Annotated in this window: 13 protein-coding genes and 1 tRNA gene; all 14 read left to right on the top strand. The window is 59.1% G+C overall.

What is annotated here, in order from left to right; genetic code table 11:
* The first annotated feature begins 53 nt into the window (after nt 1-53).
* The 14 genes from ruvC (at nt 54) to LJX92_RS20930 (ending at nt 21358) form a co-directional block, all read left to right on the top strand.
* Nucleotides 54-578, top strand: coding sequence for a crossover junction endodeoxyribonuclease RuvC (ruvC, locus tag LJX92_RS20995; RefSeq protein ID WP_005790910.1), 525 nt, complete (start codon nt 54-56; stop codon nt 576-578).
* A gap of 68 nt (nt 579-646) precedes the next feature.
* Nucleotides 647-1258, top strand: a complete 612-nt coding sequence (gene ruvA, locus LJX92_RS20990; protein WP_005790908.1) for a Holliday junction branch migration protein RuvA — start codon at nt 647-649, stop codon at nt 1256-1258.
* Nucleotides 1259-2317 carry a Holliday junction branch migration DNA helicase RuvB gene (gene ruvB, locus LJX92_RS20985; protein WP_005790907.1) on the top strand — a complete coding sequence of 353 codons (1059 nt, stop codon included), beginning with the start codon at nt 1259-1261 and terminating at the stop codon, nt 2315-2317.
* A 140-nt stretch (nt 2318-2457) separates the two neighbouring features.
* Nucleotides 2458-2913: a tol-pal system-associated acyl-CoA thioesterase gene (ybgC, locus tag LJX92_RS20980; RefSeq protein ID WP_003175800.1), complete on the top strand. Its 456-nt coding sequence runs from the start codon at nt 2458-2460 to the stop codon at nt 2911-2913.
* A 1-nt stretch (nt 2914) separates the two neighbouring features.
* Nucleotides 2915-3610: a protein TolQ gene (gene tolQ, locus LJX92_RS20975; protein ID WP_003193865.1), complete on the top strand. Its 696-nt coding sequence runs from the start codon at nt 2915-2917 to the stop codon at nt 3608-3610.
* A gap of 23 nt (nt 3611-3633) precedes the next feature.
* A complete protein-coding gene (gene tolR, locus LJX92_RS20970) occupies nt 3634-4086 on the top strand; it encodes a protein TolR (protein WP_161793227.1) in 453 nt (150 codons plus the stop codon).
* Nucleotides 4086-5159: a cell envelope integrity protein TolA gene (tolA, locus tag LJX92_RS20965; protein ID WP_005790902.1), complete on the top strand. Its 1074-nt coding sequence runs from the start codon at nt 4086-4088 to the stop codon at nt 5157-5159. Before tolR ends, tolA begins: the two co-directional genes overlap by 1 nt.
* A 17-nt stretch (nt 5160-5176) precedes the next feature.
* A complete protein-coding gene (gene tolB / locus LJX92_RS20960) occupies nt 5177-6457 on the top strand; it encodes a Tol-Pal system beta propeller repeat protein TolB (RefSeq protein WP_032803700.1) in 1281 nt (426 codons plus the stop codon).
* A gap of 55 nt (nt 6458-6512) precedes the next feature.
* Nucleotides 6513-7013, top strand: a complete 501-nt coding sequence (gene pal / locus LJX92_RS20955; RefSeq protein WP_003193861.1) for a peptidoglycan-associated lipoprotein Pal — start codon at nt 6513-6515, stop codon at nt 7011-7013.
* Nucleotides 7014-7019: 6 nt separating this feature from the next.
* A complete protein-coding gene (ybgF, locus tag LJX92_RS20950) occupies nt 7020-7850 on the top strand; it encodes a tol-pal system protein YbgF (protein ID WP_228308906.1) in 831 nt (276 codons plus the stop codon).
* 164 nt (nt 7851-8014) lie between these two features.
* Complete coding sequence (gene queE, locus LJX92_RS20945) at nt 8015-8662, top strand: 7-carboxy-7-deazaguanine synthase QueE (protein WP_020302705.1); 648 nt, start codon at nt 8015-8017, stop codon at nt 8660-8662.
* Between the two features lie 123 nt (nt 8663-8785).
* Nucleotides 8786-8861: transfer RNA gene (locus tag LJX92_RS20940), tRNA-Lys, on the top strand.
* Nucleotides 8862-9262: 401 nt separating this feature from the next.
* The gene (locus tag LJX92_RS20935; RefSeq protein ID WP_323134814.1) at nt 9263-10984 is read left to right on the top strand and encodes a ShlB/FhaC/HecB family hemolysin secretion/activation protein; all 1722 of its coding nucleotides are present in this window, start codon (nt 9263-9265) and stop codon (nt 10982-10984) included.
* A 30-nt stretch (nt 10985-11014) separates the two neighbouring features.
* On the top strand, nt 11015-21358 hold the full coding sequence (locus tag LJX92_RS20930) for a filamentous hemagglutinin N-terminal domain-containing protein (protein ID WP_228308905.1): 10344 nt from the start codon (nt 11015-11017) through the stop codon (nt 21356-21358).

The raw sequence follows: 21358 nt of genomic DNA, 5'->3' as shown, positions 1-21358 counted from the left end.
CACATTAGAGTCTCTGTGTATCAAAAAATGTGTTTATCCAACCCGCAGGCGTTATGACTTTAATCCTAGGTATCGACCCCGGTTCGCGCATCACCGGTTTTGGCGTGGTGCAGCAGACCCCGCGCGGCTGCATCTATGTTGCCTCGGGCTGCATCCGCACCGGCGCAGGGGAATTGGCCGAGCGGCTGCAGATCGTCTATCGCGGCGTACGTGAAGTCATCCAGACCTACGGCCCGGTCACCATGGGCATCGAAAAGGTCTTCATGGCCAAGAACGCCGATTCGGCGCTCAAGCTTGGCCAGGCCCGGGGTGCAGCTATCGTGGCAGGCGCCGAAGAGGGCATGGAAATCGCCGAATACACCGCGACCCAGGTCAAACAGGCCGTGGTCGGCACCGGTGCAGCCAACAAGGAGCAGGTGCAGATGATGGTCATGCACATGCTCAAGCTCACTTCAAAACCGCAGATCGACGCCTCCGACGCCCTGGCCATCGCCATTTGCCATGCACATACCCGTTCCAGCCTGCTGCCTCACGGCTTGGGAACGGCACGTAGTCGTGGCGGGCGGCTGCGTCTCTGATAGCATCAGCGCATTGGTTATTTGCGGTCAGGCCCTGATCTGACCCCCAAGCTTTAAGGATCTGAACCGTGATTGGACGCTTGCGCGGCACCCTGGCCGAAAAACAGCCGCCGCACCTGATTCTGGATGTGAATGGGTTGGGTTATGAGCTGGAAGTGCCCATGACCACGTTGTACCGCTTGCCGTCGGTCGGCGAGCCGATAACCTTGCACACGCATTTGGTGGTGCGTGAAGACGCGCAACTGCTCTATGGTTTCATCGGCAAGCGCGACCGCGATTTCTTCCGCGAGCTGATTCGTCTCAATGGCGTGGGGCCCAAGTTGGCCCTGGCGTTGATGTCGAGCCTGGAAGTGGATGAATTGGTGCGTGCGGTATCCGCCCAGGATACCTCGGCCCTGACCAAGGTGCCGGGAGTGGGCAAGAAAACCGCCGAGCGCCTGTTGGTGGAGCTCAAGGACCGCTTCAAGGCCTGGGAAGTGGTGCCGAGCATGTTCGCCCTGGTACCGAACCAGCCGGATATGCCGGCAGGCCAGATCGCCAGTGCCGAAAGCGATGCCGTCAGTGCGTTGATCTCCCTGGGCTACAAGCCTCAGGAAGCCAGCAAGGCGGTATCGGCCATCAAGGACAAGAACCTGAGCAGCGAAGACATGATCCGCCGAGCCCTGAAGGGAATGATTTAAGTGATTGAAGCTGATCGTCTGATCGCGGCCACCGGCCCGCGTGACCGTGAAGAAGTCCAGGACCGGGCCATCCGCCCCCTGAGCCTGGCCGAATACATCGGCCAGCCTACCGTGCGCGAGCAGATGGAGCTGTTTATCCAGGCCGCGCGCGGGCGCAGTGAGTCCCTGGACCACACCCTGATCTTCGGCCCGCCGGGTTTGGGCAAGACTACCCTGGCCAATATCATCGCCCAGGAAATGGGCGTGTCGATCAAGTCCACCTCCGGCCCGGTGCTGGAGCGTCCCGGTGACCTGGCAGCGCTGCTGACCAATCTTGAACCCCATGACGTACTGTTTATCGACGAGATCCATCGGTTATCACCGATTGTCGAAGAAGTGCTGTACCCGGCGATGGAAGACTTCCAGCTCGACATCATGATCGGCGAAGGCCCGGCAGCCCGTTCGATCAAGCTCGACCTGCCACCTTTCACTCTGGTGGGCGCGACCACGCGTGCGGGTATGCTGACCAACCCGTTGCGAGACCGTTTCGGCATTGTTCAACGTCTGGAGTTCTATAGCACCGCTGATCTGGCGACCATCGTCAGCCGTTCGGCGAGCATCCTTGGCTTGCCCCTGGACCCGGAAGGCGCCTTTGAAATCGCCCGGCGCGCCCGCGGCACGCCACGTATCGCCAACCGTTTGCTGCGCCGCGTGCGCGATTTTGCCGAAGTGCGTGCCAAAGGGCACATCACCAAGGCGGTCGCGGACCTGGCCTTGAACCTGCTGGACGTGGACGAGCACGGCTTCGATCACCAGGATCGACGTCTACTCTTGACCATGATCGAGAAGTTCGACGGTGGCCCGGTCGGCGTGGACAGCCTGGCGGCGGCTATCAGTGAAGAGCGCCATACCATTGAGGATGTGCTGGAGCCGTACCTGATCCAGCAAGGCTATATCATGCGTACACCGAGGGGCCGGGTGGTGACGCGCCATGCCTATTTGCACTTTGGGCTAAACATTCCGTCACGATTGGGCGAGATGCCTGCGGTAGACGAATTCCTTGATGCAGTGGACGATTAAAAAGCTGACGCCGGACGATTTATCTGAGCTTTGTGCTGTCCCAGTGTCTGGCGTCGTCATTTGAGTCACTGCAAAAGCGTTCAGGAATGAAAAAACAGTTGTCCAGCCGGATTGGCAACCTGAGGAGTAAGCACTAGAGTATGCGCGCGCAAAACGGGGATCAGTCGTTCGCACATCGCTGTCGCGTTTATTACGAGGACACCGATGCCGGCGGCATCGTGTATTACGTCAACTACCTGAAATTCATGGAGCGGGCTCGAACCGAGCGGCTACGGGAGCTGGGCTTTGCCCAATCCACGCTGGCAGGGGAGGACCTGTTATTCGTCGTGCATTCCAGCGAGGCGCGTTATCACGCACCGGCGCGACTGGACGATGAATTGCTGGTCAGCGCTGAGGTCATCGAATTGAACCGTGCCAGCCTGCGATTCAAACAGCAGGTCAGGCGGGCAACGGATGCAACGCTGCTCTGTGAGGGGCAGTTCCTGGTGGCATGTGTACGCACCAACAGTTTGAAACCTCGGGCCATTCCCGAAACTCTACGCGCGGCCTTTGCCGCCGTGAGCGGCGCGGGTAAACAATCAAAGCAGGAGATTTAGCGTGGAACCTACCGTCGTCGACCATTCCTCCATGTGGAGCCTGGTCAGCAATGCCAGTGTCGTGGTTCAACTGGTCATGCTGACCCTGGTAGCCGCATCGGTTACCTCTTGGGTCATGATTTTTCAGCGCAGCAACATGCTGCGCGCCGGTCGACGTGCCCTGGAGAGCTTCGAAGAGCGCTTCTGGTCGGGTATCGACCTGTCCAAACTGTACCGCCAGGCCGGCAGCAACCCGGACCCGGATTCGGGCGTCGAGCAGATCTTCCGTGCCGGTTTCAAGGAATTCTCGCGCCTGCGCCAGCAGCCGGGTGTCGACCCTGAAGCGGTGATGGAAGGCGTGGCCCGTGCCATGCGCGTGGCCATCTCCCGCGAAGAAGAGAAACTCGAGCAGGGCCTGCCGTTCCTCGCCACCGTCGGTTCCGTCAGCCCGTACATCGGCCTGTTCGGTACCGTATGGGGGATCATGAACTCCTTCCGCGGCCTGGCCCAGGCCCAGCAAGCCACGCTGGCCACCGTGGCCCCGGGTATTGCCGAAGCCCTGATCGCCACCGCGATCGGCCTGTTTGCCGCTATCCCCGCAGTAATCGCCTACAACCGTTTTGCCGCAACCAGCGAAACCTTGATCGGCCGTTACTACACCTTCGCCGATGAATTCCAGGCGATCCTGCACCGTAAAGTGCACACCAGCGAAGAATAAGCAGGTAATTCCCAATGGCTTTAATCGCTCGAGCTCGCAAAAAGCGCAAGCCGGTCGCCGAGATGAACGTAGTGCCCTACATCGACGTGATGCTGGTGCTGCTGGTGATCTTCATGGTGACCGCGCCGATGCTCAACCAGGGCGTGAAGGTTGATCTGCCCAAGGTTTCCAGTGAAGCCTTGCCGCAGGACAACAACACGCAGGTCCTGACCATTTCGATCAAGGCTGACAAGACCTATTACTGGAACCTTGGCAGCGAAGTCGACACCCAGAAGCAGCAGGACAAGGCCCTGACTTTGCCGGCGATGACCGATGCGGTGACCAAGATCATTCGCTCCGGCAACGAAGGCGGCAAGCACACTCAGGTATTTATCCGCGGCGACAAATCGGTCGACTACGGCTCCGTCATGGGTGCCATGGGCGGGCTGCAGAAAGCCGGCGTCGGTAACGTTGGCTTGATTACCGAGGCGCCCTGATGCAGCAACAGCGAGAGCCGTCCGCCTCGGAAAGCTACTTCTGGCCTGGCGTGTGGGCGATAGCCCTGCACGTCCTGGTGTTCGGCATGCTGTTTGTCAGCTTTGCCATGACCCCGGACCTGCCGCCAGCCAAGCCGATCGTGCAGGCGACCCTGTATCAGCTGAAATCGAAAAGCCAGGCCACCACCCAGACCAATCAGAAGATTGCAGGTGAGGCCCAGAAGTCGGCTGCGCGCCAGACTGAAGTCGAGCAGATGGAACAGAAGAAGGTCGAGCAGGAAGCGGTGAAGGCTGCTGCGGAACAAAAGAAAGAAGAGGCGGCTCAAAAGGCCGAGGAATCGAAAAAGGCCGACGAAGCCAAGAAAGCCGACGAGGCGAAAAAGGCTGATGAAGCCAAGAAAGCCGAGAAAGCTGCCGAAGCCAAAAAGGCTGAAGAGAAACAATTGGCTGATATAGCCAAGAAGAAATCTGAAGAAGAAGCCAAGAAGGCTGCCGAGGAAGAGGCCAAGAAAAAGGCCGCTGAAGAAGCCAAGAAAAAGATAGTCGAAGACGCGAAGAAGAAAGCCGCCGAAGACGCCAAGAAAAAAGCTGAAGCAGACGAGGCGAAGAAGAAAGTCGCCGACGAAGCGAAGAAGAAAGCTGCCGCCGACGCCTCCAAGAAAAAGGCCCAGGAAGCAGCACGCAAATCCGCCGAAGAGAAAAAGGCCCAGGCCCTGGCAGATTTGCTTTCCGACACGCCGCAGCGTCAGCAAGCCCTGGCCGATGAACGTGGTGATGAAGTCGCGGGCAGTTTCGACGATCTGATTCGAGCGCGGGCAGCGGAAGGCTGGACACGTCCACCTTCGGCACGCAAAGGCATGACAGTAGTGCTGCAGATCGGCATGTTGCCGGACGGTACGGTGACTTCGGTCAGCGTGGCCAAGTCCAGTGGTGACGGTACGTTCGACAGTTCAGCGGTTGCCGCAGTCAAGAATATTGGCCGGTTGACCGAGATGCAGGGAATGAAACCAAGTGACTTCGCTCCCTATCGTTCATTCAAGATGACATTCACACCTGAGGATCTAGCCTTGTGAGAAACCTTCTTCGAGGAATGCTTGTCGTTATTTGCTGTATGGCAGGGATAGCGGCGGCGGATGAAAAGAACATCCTGGTAACCAGCGGCAGCGATCGGGCTACTCCGATTGCAGTCGTACCCTTCGGTTGGCAGGGCGGCAGCGTGCTGCCGGACGACATGGCCCAGATCGTCAGCGACGACCTGCGTAACTCCGGTTACTACGCGCCGATCCCCAAAGGCAACATGATCAGCCAGCCCAACCAGGCCAGCGAAGTCGTGTTCCGTGACTGGAAAGCCGTGGGCGCGCAGTACGTGATGGTCGGCAACATCACGCCGGCCGGTGGTCGCCTGCAGATCCAGTACACGTTGTTCAACGTGGCTACCGAGCAGCAGGTATTGACCGGCAGCGTATCGGGTACCGCCGAGCAACTGCGCGACATGGCCCACTACATCTCGGACCAGTCGTTTGAAAAGCTCACCGGTATCAAAGGGGCGTTCTCGACGCGCCTGCTGTATGTCACGGCTGAGCGTTTCTCGGTAGACAACACCCGCTACACCCTGCAACGTTCGGACTACGACGGCGCACGTGCAGTGACCTTGCTGCAGTCCCGCGAGCCAATCCTGTCGCCGCGCTTCGCGCCGGACGGCAAGCGTATTGCCTACGTATCGTTCGAACAGCGTCGCCCGCGCATCTTCGTGCAGCACATTGATACGGGTCGTCGCGAGCAGATCACCAACTTTGAAGGCCTCAACGGTGCGCCAGCCTGGTCGCCGGATGGTTCGCGCCTGGCTTTCGTGCTCTCCAAGGACGGCAATCCGGATATCTACGTGATGAACATGGCCTCGCGCCAACTGAGTCGCGTGACCAGCGGCCCGGGCATCAACACCGAACCGTTCTGGGGTAAGGATGGTTCGACCATCTACTTCACCTCCGACCGTGGCGGCAAGCCTCAGGTCTACAAGGCAAACGTGAACGGTGGCGGTGCTGAGCGTGTGACCTTTATCGGTAACTACAACGCCAACCCCAAGCTTTCGGCCGATGAAAAGACGTTGGTGATGATTCACCGTCAGGATGGTTTCACTAATTTCCGGGTTGCGGCCCAGGATTTGCAGCGCGGAACCGTTAAAATCCTTACAGATACCAACCTTGATGAGTCAGCCACTGTTGCGCCCAACGGCACCATGGTAATCTACGCCACCCGCCAGCAGGGCCGGGGAGTCTTGATGCTCGTGTCCATCAATGGACGCGTAAGGCTCCCACTTCCTACCGCACAAGGCGAAGTCAGAGAACCATCCTGGTCCCCTTACCTGAACTGACGCGGCGCTACAAAAAGAAGTACTTAACACACTGGGGTTCATTAGGAGTTTCACGATGGAAATGCTGAAGTTTGGTAAGTTTGCTGCTCTGGCTCTGGCTCTGTCCGTAGCCGTTGGTTGCTCCTCTAAAGGCGGCGACAATGCCGGTGAAGGCGCAGCTGTTGATCCAAACGCTGGTTACGGCGCTAACACTGGTGCGGTCGACGGCTCCCTGAGCGAAGAAGCTGCTCTGCGCGCTATCACCACTTTCTACTTCGAATACGACAGTTCGGACCTGAAGCCAGAAGCCATGCGCGCTCTGGACGTTCACGCCAAGGACCTGAAAGCTAACGGCGCTCGCGTTGTTCTGGAAGGTAACACTGACGCCCGTGGTACTCGTGAGTACAACATGGCACTGGGCGAGCGTCGTGCGAAAGCCGTTCAGCGCTACCTGGTACTGCAAGGTGTTGCTCCAGGCCAACTGGAACTGGTTTCCTACGGTAAAGAGCGTCCGGTTGCAACTGGCAACGACGAACAGTCGTGGGCTCAGAACCGTCGCGTCGAACTGCGTAAGTAATTCGTCATGCGAACGTGCCGTCGTGCTCTGACTGTATTGGCTCTCAGCCTCGCCCCGCTTGCGGTGTGGGCTGCGGTTCCTGTAACGGATAGCAACTCAGGCTATAACAATAGCGGGAGCAGTTATCCGCCAGCAGGTTATGGCACGAACGGCGCCTATGCGGGGGGAGCGGCTACGTCCGCTCCCTCGGCACAGGGCGAGCTGTTTAACCAGCTGCAACGCATGCAGGATCAATTGGCGCAGCAACAAGGCGCAATTGAAGTGCTGCAGAACCAGGTGAACCAGCTCAAGCAAGAAGGCCTGGAGCGTTACCAGGATCTTGATCGTCGTATTGGAGCCGGTGTTGCACCTGCCGCTACTCCTGATAATTCTGCTGCCGGTGGCGCGCCAAGCGCTGCTGCCGGTGGCGCTGCAGCTGGGGCCGCCGCGGCTGCCCCTGCCGCCAGCAATGAACCGGGTGATCCGGCGAAGGAAAAGCTGTATTACGATGCAGCCTTCGACCTGATCAAGGCCAAGGATTTCGATAAGGCCAGCCAGGCCTTTACCGCATTCCTGCGCAAGTACCCCAACAGCCAGTACGCGGGCAATGCCCAGTACTGGTTGGGCGAGGTCAACCTGGCAAAGGGTGATTTGCAGGGGGCAGGCCAGGCTTTTGCCAAGGTCAGCCAGCTGTACCCCAAGCACGCCAAGGTGCCGGACTCGCTGTACAAGCTCGCTGACGTAGAGCGCCGCCTGGGTCATACCGACAAGGTCAAAGGCATTCTGCAACAGGTGGTTGCCCAGTATCCGGGTACCTCCGCCGCGCAGTTGGCCCAGCGCGATCTGCAACGCTTGTAAGCAATACCGCCCGTTTAGAAGAAACCCGCGCCTGGCGCGGGTTTTTTCGTTAGAATCCACGCCCTTTTATGAAACACGCTTCCTGGGGTTGGCGCGTTGGCGCAATCCCTTGAAGTGCCTGACGGAGGCGGACAGCCTGTTTAGCTGTTACGCCCGTGGCGACTATGCAAGACACATTACGTATTACCGAAGTCTTTTACTCGTTGCAGGGTGAAACGCGCACTGCTGGCCTGCCCACCGTATTTGTACGGCTCACCGGCTGCCCATTGCGCTGCCAATACTGCGACAGCGCCTACGCCTTCAGCGGCGGCACCGTGCGCACCCTCGACGACATCCTGGAACAGGTTGCCGGCTACCGGCCGCGCTACGTCTGCGTGACGGGCGGTGAGCCATTGGCGCAACCCAATGCCATCCCACTGCTCAAACGGCTGTGTGACGCCGGCTACGAGGTCTCACTGGAAACCAGCGGCGCCCTGGACATCTCTGCGGTCGACCCGCGTGTAAGCCGGGTGGTCGACCTCAAGACCCCCGACTCCAAGGAAGCCCACCGCAACCGCTACGAGAACATCGACTTGCTGACGGCCAACGATCAGGTCAAGTTCGTCATCTGTTCCCGCGACGATTATGACTGGGCGACTTCCAAACTGATCCAGTATGGCCTGGAGCGCCGCGCGGGCGAGGTGCTGTTCTCGCCCAGCCATCACGACCTGAATGCACGTGAGTTGGCGGACTGGGTAGTGGCAGACAACCTGCCGGTGCGCCTGCAATTGCAGCTGCATAAGTACCTGTGGAACGACGAGCCGGGGCGCTGATCCGGCTGCTGCGAGAGACGTTCTGCCCACCGAATTACCGTTCAAATGCGTTTTTTCTGATTTATTTCAAATAAGGTGTTGAATAATCCTTAGAAATCAGTATTATACGCGCCACCACACAGCGGGTCGTTAGCTCAGTTGGTAGAGCAGTTGGCTTTTAACCAATTGGTCGTAGGTTCGAATCCCACACGACCCACCATTTTTGGCGGTTTAGAAAATCCGGAAGGCCCACGCAAGTGAGGATTTCCGGGTTTTTTTTTGCCTGCCATTTGGCCTGTCCGAGTCGACGTTGGGTCAACGTCTGCTCAGATTTCCGTTGTCGTCCAGACATTCCTTAAATCAATCAAATACTCATACGCGGACCGGCGTTGGCCGAATAGTCCGGTCGTTCGTGTGCGTCTTCAATGTGTATCAAATTTGATACCGCTGGTCGGAAAACAACCAGAAACTTCAAGCGAGATCTGTTCCTATTTGATTTTTTTCGTTAGCCATCAGGTGGTTACGTGTTTTTTAGGGCTTTTCCTAAAGTTTGGTCAGATTATTGGCGAGAAAGGTGGTCGATGTTAATTTGCCACCCTTCGTAAATTCGATGGATCGAACATGTCTGCCTCACTGCCACGGACTCGGTATTCACTGAGCATTGCCCTGCTTGCCTGCCTCGCTTCCCACTGCGTGATGGCGGCAACCCTGCCGGGTGATCAGGACCTGATCCGCGAGCGGCAAAACCGCCTGTTGGAAGATCAGCAGCGCCGTCTTGAGCAGCTCAAGGAACTGCCCGGCAAAGCGGCCAGGCCCGAAGCGCCGGCAGCCCCGGTGGACAGTCGTTGCTTCCCGATCCAGACCATTGAACTCCAGGGTGCCGACCACCTGCCTGCCGTTGAACGCGAGCGTCTACTCAAGCCGTACGCGGCTCAGTGCCTAGGCGTTGCACAACTCAACGCCCTGCTCAAAGACATCACCAACTACTACATCGACAAAGGCCTGGTGACCAGCCGCGCCTACTTGCCGCAGCAGGATATGTCCAAAGGGCATCTGCAAGTCCTGGTGGTGGAAGGCAAGCTTGAAGGCCTGAAGGGCGCCGACAGCAGCAAGCTGTCGGACCGCGAACTGGCCATGGCCTTTCCCGGCAAAAGCGGCGAGATATTGAACCTGCGAGAAATCGAGCAGGCTGTCGATCAACTCAACCGTTTACCGTCCAATCAGGCACAGATGGAGCTGACGCCGGGCGAGGCCGTGGGCGGCAGCTCGGTAATGGTCAAAAACAACCCGCAAAAGCCATGGCGTGCCAGCCTGTCGCGTAACAACGATGGCCAGAAAAGCACCGGCGAACAACAGTGGGGTACCGGCTTTGAATGGGACAGCCCGCTGGGCCTGGCCGATCAACTGATTCTGCGCGGCGGCCACGACGCCGTCAGCGATCACCAGAAAACCTCCAAGAACGCGATGCTGTACTACAACGTGCCCTGGGGCTGGTGGAACTTCAGCTACAGCTACAACCAGAGCGACTACCGTTCGGTCGTCCAGGGCGATGGTTTCGACTTCAAGCAAACCGGGGACAGTGAAAACCATCAGTTGCGCGCTGAGCGGGTGATCCACCGTGATGCCGTGAGCAAAACCTCGCTCAACGTCGGCCTGTCCCACCTGCGTACCAACAATTACATCGAAGACAGCCGCTTGGCCGTCAGCAGCAATCGGCTCAGCGAGTTGCAGTGGGGCATCAACCACGGTCGGCGAGTTGGCAGTGCTTTTGTCAACATTGACCTCGGTATGCAGGACGGCATTGGTTTGCTTGATGCCCAGGCCCAACATGAGCGCGATCAGAACGGCAATCGACTGGCCAACTCCCGCTACCGCAAATACACCGCCACCGTCAGCTACCTGCAACCGTTCACGCTGTGGGGCGAGTCGTTCAGTTTCACCAGCCTGGCCACCGGCCAGCGCAGTGAAGACGTGCTGTTCAGCCCCCAGCGCATGAGCCTCGGCGGCTCGGCGTCGATACGTGGCTACAAGGACCAGCAACTGACCGGCGACAGTGGCGGCTACTGGCGCAATGACCTGCGCTGGAGCCGCCCGGTGACCCTCGGTTGGCTGCGCCCGGTGTTCGGTGAATACGGTGCCAGCGTGGGCTACGACCAGGGCGTGATCCGCAACGGTCGCTACAACGGCGAAGTGCACGGCCGCGTCTCAAGCAACTCGCTTGAGCTGTTCGCCCGCGGCAAACACGTCAGTACCAGCGTGACCTTTGCCCACTCGCTGGAACGACCGGCCGCGCTGTTTGAGCGTGAAGCACCGATCTACTTCCGCATGGATTTCTTCCTGTAATTCAACGCCCAGTTGCAACGAGAATTTGAAATGGATGTTCGCCAATTTGCCTTCCTGGCTCGCCAGCCTTCTGCTGCCCTGAAAAGCCGTGACGCGTTCCTCGGCCTGCCCAAACGTGGCCTGGCGCTGATCCTGGCCAATGCGCTGTTCTGGCAACCGCTGCTGGCCCAGGCCGAAGGCATCGTGGTCAGCGCCCCCGGCACCACAGTGGGCGCGGCGGGCAATGGCGTGCCGGTAGTGAACATCGCCACCCCCAATGGCAGTGGCTTGTCCCACAACCAGTTCAAGGACTACAACGTCGGCACCAACGGCGTGATCCTCAACAACGCCACCGAACGCACTCAATCGACGCAACTGGGCGGCATCATCCTGGGCAACCCGAACCTGCAGGGCCGCGCTGCCAATATCATCCTCAACGAAGTCAACGGTGGCAGCCCGAGCCAATTGCGCGGCTACACCGAAGTGGCGGGCCAGTCGGCCAAGGTCATCGTCGCCAACCCCTACGGCATCACCTGCAGTGGCTGCGGCTTCATCAACACCCCCAACGTTACCCTGACCACCGGCAAACCCATCCTCGATAACGGCCGCCTGGACCGTTACCAGGTCGATGGCGGTGCCGTGACTATCGACGGCCAGGGCTTGAACGCCAGCAACGTCGACCGCTTCGAAATCATCACCCGCTCGGCCAAGATCAATGCGCAGATCAATGCGCGCAACTTGAGCGTGGTTGCTGGGCGCAATGATGTAAATGCGCAGACCTTGAACGCCACCGCCCGCGCCGATGACGGCAGTGCCAAGCCGGAGCTGGCGATTGACTCGACGGCGTTGGGCGGGATGTATGCCGGGGCGATCAAGCTGGTGGGGACTGAAGCCGGTGTGGGCGTTAAGCTCGACGGTGCGTTGATGGCCAGTGGGGGGGATATTCAGCTCGATGCCAATGGACGCTTGAGCATGGCTAATGCCAAAGCCAGCGAAGCGGTGGTGGTCAAGGCCGGTCAATTAGACGCTGCTGGGGCTGTGTATGCCGGCACGCGAATCGATCTGCAAACCGCAGCGGGCCTGAACAACCAGAAAAGCCTGGCGGCCCGCGACAGTATCACCGTTACCAGCGGTGGCGCGGTGGTCAACAGCGGCATCATCGAAGCCGGTGTCAACGCTGATGAAAGCCGCAATGCCAGCGGCGATATCAGCCTGGGCGCAGCGAACCTGAGCAATAGTGGCAGCGTGGTTGCCAGCCGAACCCTCACCGCGACAGCCAACCAAACCTTGAACAATCAAGGTGGCACATTGAGCGGTATAGACGCCGTGGTTAACGCCGGCCAACTCGACAACCGTGGCGGTCGTGTATTGGGGAAGGACTCGCTCAAGGTCACGGCTACCGCCCTGGATAACCGCACCAACGGTCTGCTGCACAGTGAAAACAGCACCGACGTTACGGTAACCGCTGCACTGGATAACCAGAGCGGTCGCGTAATCGGCCTCAAGAACCTGACGCTCAACGCCGGCCAACTGACTAACGATAACGGCCTGGTCGCCAGCCAGGCGCAGGCCCGTGTAACCGCCGGGCAGTTGAGTAACCAGGCGGGTGAAATCTCTGCCAGCCAGACCACCGTGATTGCCACGAACCTGGATAACCGTTCCGGCAAATTGTTGGGCAGCAACCTCAACGTGACCGCCAGCGGTGCCATCGATAACCGCCTGGGGATTTTCTCCGCCACCAGCCTGACGGCACAGGCGGCCAGCCTGGATAACCGCGACAAAGGTTCCATCGCCAGCCAGGGCGTGATGAACCTGACCGTCGCCGGGCTGCTGGACAATCGCAATGAAGGCAACCTCGTCAGCCAGGGGGCTCATCAAATAACCGCAGGGCAGTTGAACAACAGCCAGGGCGGCCTGGTGTCCAGCAAAACTACCCTGGCGTTGCACGGCGACAGCCTGATCAACCAGGGTGGCCTGGTCATTGCCGACGGCGCGCTGACCCTCACCGGCGGCGATCTGGATAACAGCCAAGCGGGCGTGATCAGCACCAAGGCCGTAGCGCACGTGCAACTGAATCAGTTGAACAACAGCAACGGTGGCAAGTTGGGCAGCGATGGTGCGCTGACCCTCAACGCCGACCGGCTCGAAAACAGCGCCGGTCGCATCAGCGCCAAGGGCGACTTGCAGGCAACGGTCGGTGTGCTCAATCAACAAGCGGGCGAACTCGTCAGCGACGGTGCGCTGAACCTGACCGGCACATTCCTGGATAACCGCAACGGCGGCCTTATCGCTGCCACCCACGGCGTGGACCTGCGCAGCCAGACCATCCTTAACCAGCAAGGCGAGATATCCAGCCAGGCAAAGGTGCTGATGGTCGCCGATCAACTGAACAACACCACTGGCAAGGTGATCGGCGACAGCGGCCTGACGCTCACGGTCCAACGCCTGCTCAACCAGAGCAAAGGCTTGCTGGCGGGGCGTGAGAGCCTTGTGTTGAACGGCGCCCAACTGGACAACAGCCAGGGTGGTCGTATCAGCAGCCAAAAAGACCTGAATATCACCCTGACCGGCGACTTGCTCAACCAAGGGCAGGGCACGCTGCTCAGCGAGGGCGCGTTAACCATCCAGGCAGGTACGCTGGACAACAGCCAGGGCGGCATTTTGTCCGCAGCCAATGCGCTGTCGATCACCACTCAGGGCCAGTTGAACAACCAGGCAGGCAAACTACTCGCCGATGGCACAGCCACGCTGGTCAGCGCTGCGCTGAACAACAGCCAGGGCGGTGTGATCAGCGCCAAGCAGCAGGTTGATGTGCGCAGTGCCGGCCTGAATAACAGCCAGCGAGGCAGTATCAGCAGTGACGCTGGTATCACCCTCAACGCAGGGCAACTGGACAACAGCCAACAAGGGTCGATCTTCGCCAAGTCAACGGTCAAGGCAACCCTGAATGGGCTAGACCAGCATGACCGTGGTGAGCTGGTCAGCAACACCAACATCGAACTGGACTTGAACCATGGGCAACTGATCAACCGCGACCACGGCCTGATCGCGACACCGGGCCAACTGCTGCTGAACAACCTGGGCAACGTCGACAACAGTCAGGGCGGTGAAATCTCCAGCACCCAGTCATTCCTGTTGATGGCCGATGCGCTGAACAACCGCGGCGGCAAAGTCATCAGTGGCGACAGCCTGCAGGTACGTATCGCCAAGGCGCTGGATAACAGCGTGGAAGGTGTACTGTCCGCCAAGAGCGTTCTGCAAGTGGCAGCCGACAGCCTGGACAACCAGGCCCGTGGCGCGCTCGCCAGCCGTGGTGCGCTGGACCTGAAGGTCACCGGTGTGCTGGATAACCATAACCAGGGGCAGATATCCGCCGCTACGGTTTTGACTACCACCTCAGGCTCCTTGAACAACAGCGACAAAGGTAGCCTCTCGGCCGGCACGCTACAGACGCTCAACACCGGCGCGCTGGACAATCACCAGGGCGGACGAATCGTCAGCGACGGTAGCCAGACCGTCACTGCCGCCAATGTGGATAACCGTGCGGGTGTGATCGGCAGTCAACAGGCGCTGAACCTGACCACTGCCAACCTCGATAACACTGCCGGGTTGATCAACAGCCAGGCGGACCTGACCCTGACCGGGCAAACAGTCGACTCAAGCCTGGATGGCGAAATCTCAGCCAAGGGCGACTTGAAGCTCATCGTCCAACAGCTGATCCAGCGTCAGGGCCGCTTGATCGGCGAACGCGCCGTAACCCTCGACCTGCAAGGCGGCAATCTCGATAACAGCGCAGGCTTGATCAGCGCCAAAGGCCCGCTGACCTTCGCGCGCCTGGCTAACCTGACCAACCGCGAACAAGGCGAAATCTCCAGCCAGACGGCGTTCACCGTCGCCGCCAAGCGCATCGACAACGGTGATCGCGGGGTCATCCTCAGTGCCGATCAACTGCGCCTTGAAGCGGATACAGTGGTCAACGCCAACAAGGGCTTGATCTCCGGTTGGAATGGCCTGGCGGTAGTGGGCGGCAGCCTGGACAACAGTGCCGAAGGTACGTTGTCGAGCAAGAGCGGCACCCTGCAAACCAGCCTCACCGGCGCGTTGGATAACCACGCAGCGGGCGCTCTGGTCAGCCAGGGCAAACAAACCCTCAGCGCGGCCAGCCTGAACAATGACCAAGGGATCATCTCCGGCCAGGCCGATGTTGACCTCACCGTTGCCGGTCGCCTGGACAACGGCAACAGCGGCTTGATTTCTGCCGGTCAACAGCTGGACTTCAACAACGCCCAGAGTGAAATCCTCAACCGTGGCGGCCAGATCAGCGCGGCCAATATTTCCCTGACCGGTCAAAGCCTGGACAACAGCGGCGGGCAACTGATCAGCCAGGGCACCCTGGAAGGCACCCTCAGTGGTGCGCTGATCAACGCCAACAACGCCCGCCTGGCCAGTGGCGCAGCACTGTTGCTGAGCGCCGCCAGCCTGGACAACCGAGGGGGCCAACTGGTCAGCCAGGACCGCCTTGATCTGACCCTCGCCAATGGCGACCTGGATAACAGCGCCAAAGGCACACTCGCCAGCCAGAAAGACCTGGTGATCAGGCTGTTGGCCGGTGACGTTCACAACCAGCAAGACGGCCTGATGTTCAGCCAGAAGGGCAAGCTCGACCTTACCGCCCGCAGCCTCACCAACTATCAAGGCACGCTGCAAAGCCAGACCGATAACCGCCTGCGCCTCAGTGGCGCCCTGAATAACCAGGGCGGCCGCGTCGACAGCCTCAGTGGCAACCTGGACCTGGAAACCGCCAGCGTCGCCAATACCGCAGGTGGCATCCTCAACAGCAGCAAAGGCTGGATCAAACTGGTCACCGGCCTGTTCGATAACGGCAGCGGCATCACCCAGGCACAGTCGTTGAACATTGAAGCCAAAGGCGGCCTGCTCAACCAGTTGGGGCATCTGTCGGCCCTTGGCGGTGACAGCCAGATCGTCACCACCACCCTGAATAACCAGGGCGGCGGTATGTATGCCGACACCTTGCTCAAAGTCACGGCCGCGAACTTCGATAACCAGGGCACTGAGGTCGGTAATGGTGGCAAGGTCGGCGCCCGCGCAATTGATTTCGGCCTGACGGGCACGCTGAGCAACAGCTATGGCCTGATTGAAAGCGACGACACCCTGCGCCTCGCCGCGCAAACCATCAACAACGTCAGCGGCAACCTGCGCGCCATGGGCCGGGTTGGCACCACCGATATTCGTACCACGGGCCTGTTCGATAACCGCTTCGGCGCGCTGGAAAGCGCCAACGAAACCCTCAACCTGCAAACCGCCAGCCTGGACAACAACGGTGGGCGCGTCGTGCATACCGGCACTGGCACGTTTGACCTGACCTCCGACCAGGTCGCCCGTGCCGGTGGCAGCTTCGTCACCAACGGCCAACTGGATATCAAGGCAGCAAGCTGGACCAACAGCAGTGTGATCCAGGCCGGACGACTGAACTTGGACATTGGCCAATTCACCCAGACCGCCAGCGGCCAATTGCTCGGCGCACAAAGCCTCACCGGCACGGGCGACACCTGGACCAACGACGGCCTGCTGGCCAGTGACGGCACCCTCAAGTTGACCCTCACCGGCGGCTATAGCGGTAACGGCCGGGTCAGCAGCCTGGGCGACATGAGCCTATCCGCCGCCAACATGGACCTGGGCGAAAGCGCTCGTATTACCGGTGGCGCAGTTACCCAGGTCACCAGCAACAACGTCCTGAACAACCGTGGCCGCCTGACGTCGCTGGGTGACCTGACTGTCGATGCTGCCACCCTGAACAACTACGGCACCCTGGGCGGCTCCGAGAATGTTCGCCTCAACGCCACGCATCTGCTCAATGAAAAAGGCCTGTTGTTCAGCGGCAAGGACATGACCTTGCGCGTCAATGACTTCAGCAACCGTTTTGGTGATGTCTACAGCCTGGGTGGCCTCGACATCGCACGCGATGATGCCAATGGGCGCAGTGCACTGATTGAAAACGTCTCCGGTACCTTGGAAAGCGACGGCAACATGCGTTTGCTGGCGGATACCCTGAGCAACCGACGTGACCAGTTCACCACGGAGAAAAGCCTGGTTTCCGGGAGCATCGGTGTTTACGGCAACGATTACTGCAAAGGTAAAGGCTGCGAGCTGAGTTTCAGCGGCGTCGAAACCTATGAGGACGTCATCAAAGGCAGCTCCGCCTCCGCGTTCATCAATGCCGGTGGTGATCTCACGGTAGGCAGCCAGACGTTCGATAACCTCTACAGCTCGGTATCGGCCGCTAAAAACATCCTGATCAACACCGACGTGCTGAACAACACCGGCGCTGCCGGCGGTGAGCAGCGTAATTTCGGTTACGCCTACTACACGCGTAACCGGTCGGCTTACTCATTGCTGATGAGCGAAGTCGAACAGTTCAACCGTAGCAACGATCCCAGCTCAAGTGACTATAAGCCGGGTCAGTACACGTTCGACCAGTTCATTGAGAAGACGAGGTTCTCGGACACCTTCTTCACATCACCTATCGACTACACCGTCCCCACCGCTGGCAGCGTGATCGCCCAAGCGGTGATCCAGGCAGCCGGTTCGGTCACCGTTAACGCAACCAAAGAAATCAACAACAGCGTCATCCGCCCGAACGCTACCAATATCGACACCCCGGCGGCCAACCGCAACACCAACTCCGACGTATTTGCCTCCACGGTAAAACCGGCAATCACCGCGCAACTTCCTCCGGACCTGGCCCAACGCCAAGTCAACCCGGTGACCTTACCCGGCTTCAGTTTGCCGACCAGCCAGAACGGCCTGTTCCGTCTCAGCGGCCAGGCAGCGAAAGGCGGCGCAGCGAGTAAAGCGGACACCGCCACCGGGGACTTTAGCGTCAACGGGCGTGTCATCACCGCCGCTGACCGCGAGAAAACCCTCGACTACACCGCCGTGCAAGAACGCGGTTTCAACCTCGACGGCCAGCCCGTCAGCGGCGCAGTCAACGGCCAGGGCCCGTTGGCTCTGGACAATCGCTCCCCCTCGATCACCCGCGTGCAAGGCCTGCCGGACATTACTCCGGTAGATAACAGCCACAAATACCTGATCGAAACCAACCCGGCGCTCACCGACCTCAAGCAGTTCATGAGCTCCGACTACCTGCTCGGCAAACTCGGCTATAACCCCGATGCCAGCTGGAAGCGCCTGGGCGACGGCCTGTACGAGCAACGCCTGATCCGCGAAGCCGTGGTGGCCCGCACCGGCCAGCGCTACATCAACGGCATCGCCAGCGATGACCAACTGTTCCGCTACCTGATGGACAACGCCATCTCCTACAAGGACTCACTCAACCTGCAACTGGGCGTATCCCTCACCGCCGAGCAAGTCGCGGCGCTGACCCACGACATCGTGTGGATGGAAGAAGCCGAGGTCAACGGCCAGAAAGTCCTGACCCCCGTGCTCTACCTGGCCCAGGCCAATAACCGCCTGGCCCCCAACGGCGCGCTGATCCAGGGCCAGGACGTGAGCCTGATCACCGGCGGCGACCTGCACAACAGCGGCACCCTGCGCGCTACCAACAACCTGAACATGGTCGCAGGCAACATCGACAACAGCGGCCTGATGCAAGCCGGCAACCGCCTGGAAATGCTCGCCACCGACTCGATCCGCAACAGCCGTGGCGGCATCATCAATGGCCGCGACATCAGCGCCACCGCCGTGACCGGCGACATCATCAACGAGCGCACCGTCACCACCTTCAAACAGGACGGCCAGGGCTACCAACTGCGCAACGACGTGGCCAGCGAAGCCTCACGCTTCGAAGCCACCGACACGCTCAAGCTGAACGCGGGCCGCGATGTGTTCAACGTTGGTAGCAACCTCAAGGCCGGTGGCAACGCCAGCGTGAGCGCAGGGCGGGACGTGCTGATCGCCAGCCAGACCGAACAGGACGACTACGCCTATCAGCGGCGGCGCATCAGCGGCACCGAGCAAACCATCCTGCAACACACCTCTGCTGTGGACGTGGGCGGCAACCTCGCCATCGACGCCCGCCGCGACATCGCCGTGGTCGCCAGCACCGTCAGCGCCGCCAAAGACCTCAGCGTCAAGGCCGGCGAAAACCTGACCCTGGCCGCCGCCGCCAACGAACAGCACGACTACTCCAAAGGCAAAAAAGGCGGTACCAAAACCACTACTCAACTGGACGACGTCACCCAACAAAGCGCCGAACTCAAAGCCGGCGGCGACCTGATCGCTGTCGCCGGCACCGACCTGACTTTGGTTGCCAGCAAGATCAGCGCGGGTAACGAAGCCTATGTGCACGCTGATAACGAATTGCAAATGTTGGCGGCGCAAGACAGTCATTACTCGCTGTATGACATGAGCAAGAAGGGCAGTTGGGGCAGCAAGAAGACTCAGCGTGATGAAGTGACCGATGTGAAGAATGTCGGGAGCGAGATCAAGACTGGGGGGGATCTGACGCTGGAGAGCGGTGGGGATCAGAAGTATCAGGCGGCGAAGCTTGAGAGTGGCGGGGATATTGCGATTGTCAGCGGTGGGGCGGTGACGTTTGAGGCGGTGAAGGATCTGCATCAGGAGAGTCATGAGAAGAGCAAAAGCGATTTGGCGTGGAACAGTGCCAAGGGTAAGGGAAATACCGATGAAACTCTGCGTCAGACGGAAATGGTGGCCCAAGGTCAGTTAGCTATTCGGGCTGCTGGCAAGATTAATATAGATATTAGACAAGTTGATCAACAGACGGTTAGCCAAACAATCGATGCGATGGTTAAAGCGGAACCTAAATTAGCGTGGATTAAGCAAGCTGAAGCCAACGGGCAAGTCGATTGGCGAGTCGTGAAGGAAATTCATGACAGTTGGGATTACAAAAACTCCGGGCTGGGGGCCGCGCCTGCGCTGATTATTTCAATCGTTGCCAGCTTTTACCTTGGGCCTCTTGCTGGAGCCATGGCGAGTAATTTTGCTGTAGGTACGATTAATGGCGGGGGAGATATTGGTGCAGGTTTTAAGGCTGCCACCAATAAGAATGCGATTAAGGGGTATGCGACACAGATGGTCACGAGCGGTATTTTGGCCGGTATAGATACTGCTGTCGCCGGCTGGAGTCCCGACGGACCATTAATCCTGAATGCCAATGGTGTCAACAATCCAGGCTATAGCTCAAGTATGCTGGATTGGAATACGGTTAGTGAGAACGTACTTCGAAGCAGTACGCATGCTTTGGTCGCAGGTAGCGTTAACACAGCGATCAACGGCGGTAGTTTAAAAGATAACCTCGGTACTGCTGCCATTTCGGAAGGCCTTGATCTCACCGCTGCTTTTGGAAATAAACAAGTCGGTGATTTGGCCGATTATTTGGATGTCAGCCCTGGCACAGCTTCGAAAATCTTCATGCATGCTGTGCTGGGTGGAGCACTTTCATCCGCTAGGGGCGGTGATTTTAAAACCGGAGCGCTGGCAGGCGCTGCTACGGAAGGATTGACGTCTGTTGCGGCAGAAAATCTTGGCAAATACCTAGATACACAGCTTTCTACGAATGGCCAGTTCAAAGTCGCCACCGCTCAGGTTATTGGGGTGTTGGCGGGGGCTTTGGGTAACGGTGATCCCGAGACAGCCAGTTGGGTAGCGGGGAATGCCCAGCGCTACAACGATTTCCTACATATGGGGGGGAATTGGGGAGCTGCTGCATCCAGTCTCGGCGCTGAAATGATCGAGCAAGGCAAGACACCGGATCAGATCTCTGAGGCGTTCAGATCCTTGGCCAGAAGCGATGGGTATGAGGGGCCAGGCCATGATTATGTTGCTGGTTGGGTCTTGGTGCCTGGCGCCATTGGGCTAGGGGTTGCGTCAGCTGAACTGGCGATGGGCTGCGCACTTGCACCGGTGATGTGTAATCAGGCTGCGTTAGCCGTTGCAGAAGTGGCGGGCGGAGATGCTGCTCTCGGTGGTACGGCGCTTGGTGTGTTTGGCGGTGGGGCGTTGACGGTAGCTGGAGGTGCGGTTCAAGATGGGGGAGCTAAGGTAGTTCAATTATTGCCTGAGCTCTCAATCAGTGCGAAAAAAACTGCTTCATTTAGTGAGGCTAAAACGGTACTGGAGTCGGCCCAATTACCTTACAAAGGTTCCACCGTTATCGGTCATGCACTATCGAAGCACGCGGGTAGAAATCCTGATATTTGGGGTAAGACTACAGGGTCTATGGCTACTTGGAATGAGCAGGCTATGACGCAGTTACGTGAAATAATACGTGCTCCCGGCGAGTTCAAATCGGTGACAACAGATAAGGGAATTCCATTTATAGAGAAACGTCTTGGTGACGGGCGTGGCATACGGTTGAATCTAGATGGGACATTTAAAGGGTTTATCGACTAA

The organism is Pseudomonas sp. HN8-3 (assembly GCF_020790195.1).
Lineage (GTDB): Bacteria > Pseudomonadota > Gammaproteobacteria > Pseudomonadales > Pseudomonadaceae > Aquipseudomonas > Aquipseudomonas synxantha_A.
The sequence above is the reverse complement of the archived record's forward strand: the minus strand, read 5'-3'. Positions and strand labels throughout refer to the sequence as shown.